Source organism: Cupriavidus sp. SK-4, assembly GCF_000611125.1.
In the GTDB taxonomy this organism is placed as follows: Bacteria; Pseudomonadota; Gammaproteobacteria; order Burkholderiales; family Burkholderiaceae; genus Cupriavidus; species Cupriavidus necator.
Genome location: NZ_JFJW01000047.1, coordinates 33,565 through 38,067 on the forward strand (window position 1 = coordinate 33,565; position 4,503 = coordinate 38,067).

At 69.5% G+C, this 4,503-nt stretch carries 5 protein-coding genes; 4 read left to right on the plus strand and 1 reads right to left on the minus strand.

Going from position 1 to position 4,503, the window contains the following annotated elements; translation table 11 throughout:
- The 4 genes from CF68_RS09550 to msrQ all read left to right on the plus strand — a co-directional run.
- The coding region (locus CF68_RS09550; protein WP_035817828.1) for an RNA polymerase sigma factor at positions 1-462 on the plus strand (462 nt) is incomplete at its 5' end.
- Complete coding sequence (locus CF68_RS09555) at positions 459-1,298, plus strand: anti-sigma factor (protein ID WP_035817830.1); 840 nt, start codon at positions 459-461, stop codon at positions 1,296-1,298. The genes CF68_RS09550 and CF68_RS09555, both read left to right, overlap by 4 nt.
- Positions 1,299-1,477: 179 nt before the next feature.
- On the plus strand, positions 1,478-2,479 hold the full coding sequence (gene msrP, locus CF68_RS09560; protein ID WP_035817833.1) for a protein-methionine-sulfoxide reductase catalytic subunit MsrP: 1,002 nt from the start codon (positions 1,478-1,480) through the stop codon (positions 2,477-2,479).
- Positions 2,479-3,177 carry a protein-methionine-sulfoxide reductase heme-binding subunit MsrQ gene (gene msrQ, locus CF68_RS09565; protein WP_035817836.1) on the plus strand — a complete coding sequence of 233 codons (699 nt, stop codon included), beginning with the start codon at positions 2,479-2,481 and terminating at the stop codon, positions 3,175-3,177. Before msrP ends, msrQ begins: the two co-directional genes overlap by 1 nt.
- Before the next feature lie 19 nt (positions 3,178-3,196).
- Here the strand turns inward: msrQ and lysA are convergent, their stop codons facing one another.
- Positions 3,197-4,456, minus strand: coding sequence for a diaminopimelate decarboxylase (gene lysA / locus CF68_RS09570; protein ID WP_035817839.1), 1,260 nt, complete (start codon positions 4,454-4,456; stop codon positions 3,197-3,199).
- Positions 4,457-4,503: the final 47 nt, after the last annotated feature.

Genomic DNA, 4,503 nt, shown 5'->3' on the forward strand with positions numbered 1-4,503 from the left:
GCGGCGCTGGCCGACGACCTGGTGCAGGACACGCTCGAGCGCGCGCTGCGCTACCGCTGGCGCTTCCGCCTGCGCCCCGGCGCATGGTGGGGCGACGGCGCTGACGGCCTGCTGCCGTGGCTGCTGACACTGATGCACCGACTGCGGCTCAATACCTTGCGCCGGAAGGAACTGGTGGTGGCCACCGAGACCCTGCCCGAGGTCAGCGCCCCCGCTGACGATCCTGGCCTGCGCCGCGACCTGGTGCAGGCGCTGGCGCAACTGCCGGAGGCGCAGCGCGCGGTGCTGCTGCTGGTCAGCCTGGAACAACTGACGTACGCCGAGGCCGCGCGCGTGCTCGACGTGCCGCAGGGCACGGTGATGTCGCGCCTGGCGCGGGCGCGCGAGCAGATGCGGCGGCTGCTCGACGGCGCCGCTCCGGCCCGGCCTGCCGCCGCCAGCCCCCTGCAGCGGGTGAAATGATGTCCGGCATCCACGAAGCCGATCTCCACGCCTACGCCGATGGCCAACTGGCCGGCGCGCGCCGCGCCGCCGTGGAGGCGTACCTGGCGCAGCACCCGGAGGCGGCGGCACAGGTCGCAGTCTGGCGCCGGCAGGCCGATGCCCTGCACGGCGCGCTGGATCCCGTACTGAACGAACCCGTACCGCTCGCGGCCTTGCCGCCGGGGCTGCACGGAGATCGCCAGCGCAATGCCGCGCGAACCAGGCCGCGCTGGGCGATGGCGCTGGCGGCTACCTGCGCGTCGGTGGCGCTGCTGGCCGTGGGCGGCGCGCTCGGCTGGCTGGCGCATGGCCGCCTCGGCGGCAGCACGCTGGTGCTGGCGCCCGGCGAGCGCTTTGCGCGCGAGGCGCTGGCCACGCACGCGGTCTACGCCCCGGAAATGCGCCACCCGGTTGAAGTCGCGGCGACGGACGAGGCCCACCTGATCGCTTGGCTGTCCAAGCGCCTGGGCACGGCGCTGCAGGTGCCGGACCTGCGCGCGCAGGGCTTCCACCTGATCGGCGGCCGGCTGGGCGTGGCCGAAGGCGGTCCGTCGGCCATCCTGATGTATGAAGCGGACGATGGCACGCGCCTGTCGCTGCAGCTGCGGCGCATGGCACAGGGCACGCCCGATACGGGCTTCCGCGTCGAGCGCATGCCGGGCGCAGGCAGCAGGCGGCCAGCCGCCGGCCGCGACCCGATGATGGCCTTCTACTGGATCGACCGCGACCTGGGCTTTGCGCTGGCGGGCCCGCTGGAACGGGCGCGGCTGCTCACGGTGGCGCAGGTGGTGTACCAGCAATACCAGGGCGGATAGCCGGGCGCGAGATGCAGGCGGCACATTGCGTGCGTCTGGCGCCTCATGAGCCGCGGCATTCCGACGCAGGCACAAAAAACTGTCAGGACTGGCCCGCACTCTCCGACCAAGGCCAGAGTCCAATCCTGCAAGCGTGTGGGCGCGACCGGCGCCGGCACGGCCAGGCAACGAGGAAAACCATGCTGATCCCTTCCCCCAAATGGCTGCGCGGCGGCGATATCGCCGCCGGCGAGATCACGCCCCGTCACGTCTTCGAAGCGCGCCGCCGCGTGCTGGCGCTGGCCGCCGCCGGCGCCGCCGGCAGCACGCTGGCGCCGTGGTTTGCGCGCCAGGCCCTGGCGCAGGGGCAGCACGGCCAGAAGCTGGCCGCCACGCCCAACAACGCCTACGTCATCACCGACAAGCGCACGCCCTTCGAGGACGTCACCACCTACAACAACTTCTACGAATTCGGCACCGACAAGTCCGACCCGGCGCGCAACGCCGGCACGCTGCGCCCGCGCCCATGGCAGGTGTCGGTGGAAGGACTGGTGAAGAAGCCCAAGGTCTATGACCTGGACGAGCTGATGAAGCTGGCGGCAATGGAAGAGCGCGTCTACCGCCTGCGCTGCGTGGAGGGCTGGTCGATGGTGATCCCGTGGGTCGGCTACCCGCTGGCCGAGCTGATCCGGCGCGTCGAGCCGCAGCCTGGCGCCAAATACATTCAGTTCATTACGCTGGCCGACAAGAAGCAGATGCCCGGCGTCAGCAGCGGCGTGCTCGACTGGCCGTACAGCGAGGGCCTGCGCATGGACGAGGCCATGCACCCGCTGGCGCTGCTGACCTTCGGCCTGTACGGCGAGGTCCTGCCCAACCAGAACGGCGCGCCGGTGCGCATGGTGGTGCCGTGGAAGTACGGCTTCAAGAGCGCCAAGTCGATCGTGAAGATCCGCTTTGTCGACAAGCAGCCGCCCACCAGCTGGAACCTGGCCGCGCCGCAGGAATACGGCTTCTATTCGAACGTGAATCCGGACGTGGATCATCCGCGCTGGAGCCAGGCCACCGAGCGCCGCATCGGCGAGGAGCGCGGCAGCGGCTTTGGCGCATTGTTCGCACCCAAGCGCAAGACCCTGCCGTTCAATGGCTACGGCCAGCAGGTGGCGTCGCTGTACCAGGGCATGGACCTGAAGAAGTTCTTCTGATGCAAGGCGAGCGCATGGCTACCTCTTCCACCAGCGCCGCCGCCGTGGCGGCGCGCAAGCCGGCCGGCCTGGCCACGTTGTCGCCGCAGCGCGTGCGCGCGCTCAAGCTTGCGGTCTGGCTGCTGGCGCTGCTGCCATTCATGCGGCTGCTGTACCTGGGTGCCACGGAACAGTTCGGCGCCAATCCGCTTGAATTCGTGACGCGCTCCACCGGCACCTGGACGCTGGTGATGCTGTGCCTGACGCTGACCATCACCCCGCTGCGCCGCCTCACCGGCTGGAACTGGCTGATCAAGCTGCGGCGCATGCTGGGCCTGTTCGCGTTCTTCTACGGCCTGCAGCACTTCCTGCTGTGGATCGGGGTGGACCGCGGCTTTGACCTCGCCTACATGATCAAGGACGTGTACAAGCGGCCCTTCATCACGGTGGGTTTCACTGCCTTCATGCTGATGATCCCGCTGGCGCTGACTTCCACCAACGGTATGGTGCGCTGGCTGGGCGGCAAGCGCTGGCAGGCGCTGCACAAGCTGGTCTATGCCATCGCCGTGCTGGCCATCCTGCACTACTGGTGGCACAAGGCGGGCAAGAACGACTTTGGCGAAGTGTCGATCTACGCGGCGGTAGTGTTCGTGTTGCTGGGGATGCGGCTGTGGTGGCGGCTGCGCAAGCCCGCGGGGGCGCGCCAGCCCGCCGCGTAGGCGGGCCGGGCTTGGCGTCTTAGTCCTGCAGCAGGCGCTCGTCGCGGAACAGGTCCTCGACCAGTTCGCGCTCGCGCACCAGGTGCACGCTGGCGCCATCGACCATCACTTCGGCGGCGCGCGGACGGGTGTTGTAGTTGGAGCTCATGGTGAAGCCGTAGGCGCCGGCCGACATCACTGCCAGCAGGTCGCCCGGCTGCACCGCCAGCGCGCGGTCGCGGCCCAGCCAGTCACCGGATTCGCACACCGGGCCGACGATGTCGTAGGTCACCGCTTGCGCGTCGCGCAGCACTACCGGCTCGATGCGGTGGTAGGCCTCGTACATCGCCGGGCGTGCCAGGTCGTTCATGGCGGCATCGACGATGCAGAAGTTCTTGGCCGCGCCGGGCTTGAGGAATTCCACCTGCGTCAGCAGCACGCCGGCGTTGCCCACCAGCGAGCGGCCCGGCTCGAACAGCACCTCGCGGTGGCCGTGGCCGCGCGCGGCCACGCGTTCCAGCAGCGTGGTGGCAAAGCCGGTGATGTCCGGCGGGGCTTCGTCGGTGTAGGTGATGCCCAGGCCGCCGCCCACGTCGATATGCTCCAGGCGGATGCCGTCGCGCTCGAGCGCCTCGACCACGTCCAGCACCTTGTCCAGCGCTTCCAGGTAGGGCTCCACCTCGGTGATCTGCGAACCGATATGGCAGTCGATGCCGGTCACTTCCAGGTGCGGCAGCGCCGCCGCGGCGCGGTAGGTCGGCAGCACGTCCTCGAAGGCGATGCCGAACTTGTTGCCCTTCAGGCCGGTGGAGATATACGGGTGGGTCTTGGCATCCACGTCCGGGTTGATGCGCAGCGACACGCGCGCACGCTTGCCCACGCGGCCGGCTACTTCGTTCAGGCGGTCCAGCTCGGGGATCGACTCGACATTGAAGCAGCGCACGTCGTGTGCCAGCGCCAGTTCCATTTCCGCCGCGCTCTTGCCCACGCCCGAAAACACCACCTTGCGCGGGTCGCCGCCGGCGGCCAGCACGCGCTTGAGTTCGCCGCCCGAGACGATGTCGAAGCCGGCACCGAGCTTGGCAAACACCTGCAGCACCGCCAGGTTGGAGTTTGCCTTCATGGCGTACTGGACCTGCGCCTTGCGACCCTGGCAGGCGGCGGCGTAGGCCTGGTAGGCAGCGGTCAGCGCCGCGCGCGAGTACACGTAGGTGGGCGTGCCGAATTCAGCGGCGATGCGCGCCAGCGGCACCTGCTCGACGGCAAGCGCGCCGTCCTGGCGATGGAAAAATGCGTTCATGGTTATCGGGCGGTGGGGGCGGCAGGGGACGGGGCCGGTTGCGTGGC

What these genes read in the sequence shown, in the direction of transcription:
- CF68_RS09555 (WP_035817830.1), top strand. Translation starts at nt 459, where the DNA reads ATGATGTCCGGCATCCACGAAGCCGATCTCCACGCCTACGCCGATGGC.
- msrP (WP_035817833.1), top strand. Translation starts at nt 1,478, where the DNA reads ATGCTGATCCCTTCCCCCAAATGGCTGCGCGGCGGCGATATCGCCGCC.
- msrQ (WP_035817836.1), top strand. Translation starts at nt 2,479, where the DNA reads ATGCAAGGCGAGCGCATGGCTACCTCTTCCACCAGCGCCGCCGCCGTG.
- lysA (WP_035817839.1), bottom strand. Translation starts at nt 4,456, where the DNA reads ATGAACGCATTTTTCCATCGCCAGGACGGCGCGCTTGCCGTCGAGCAG.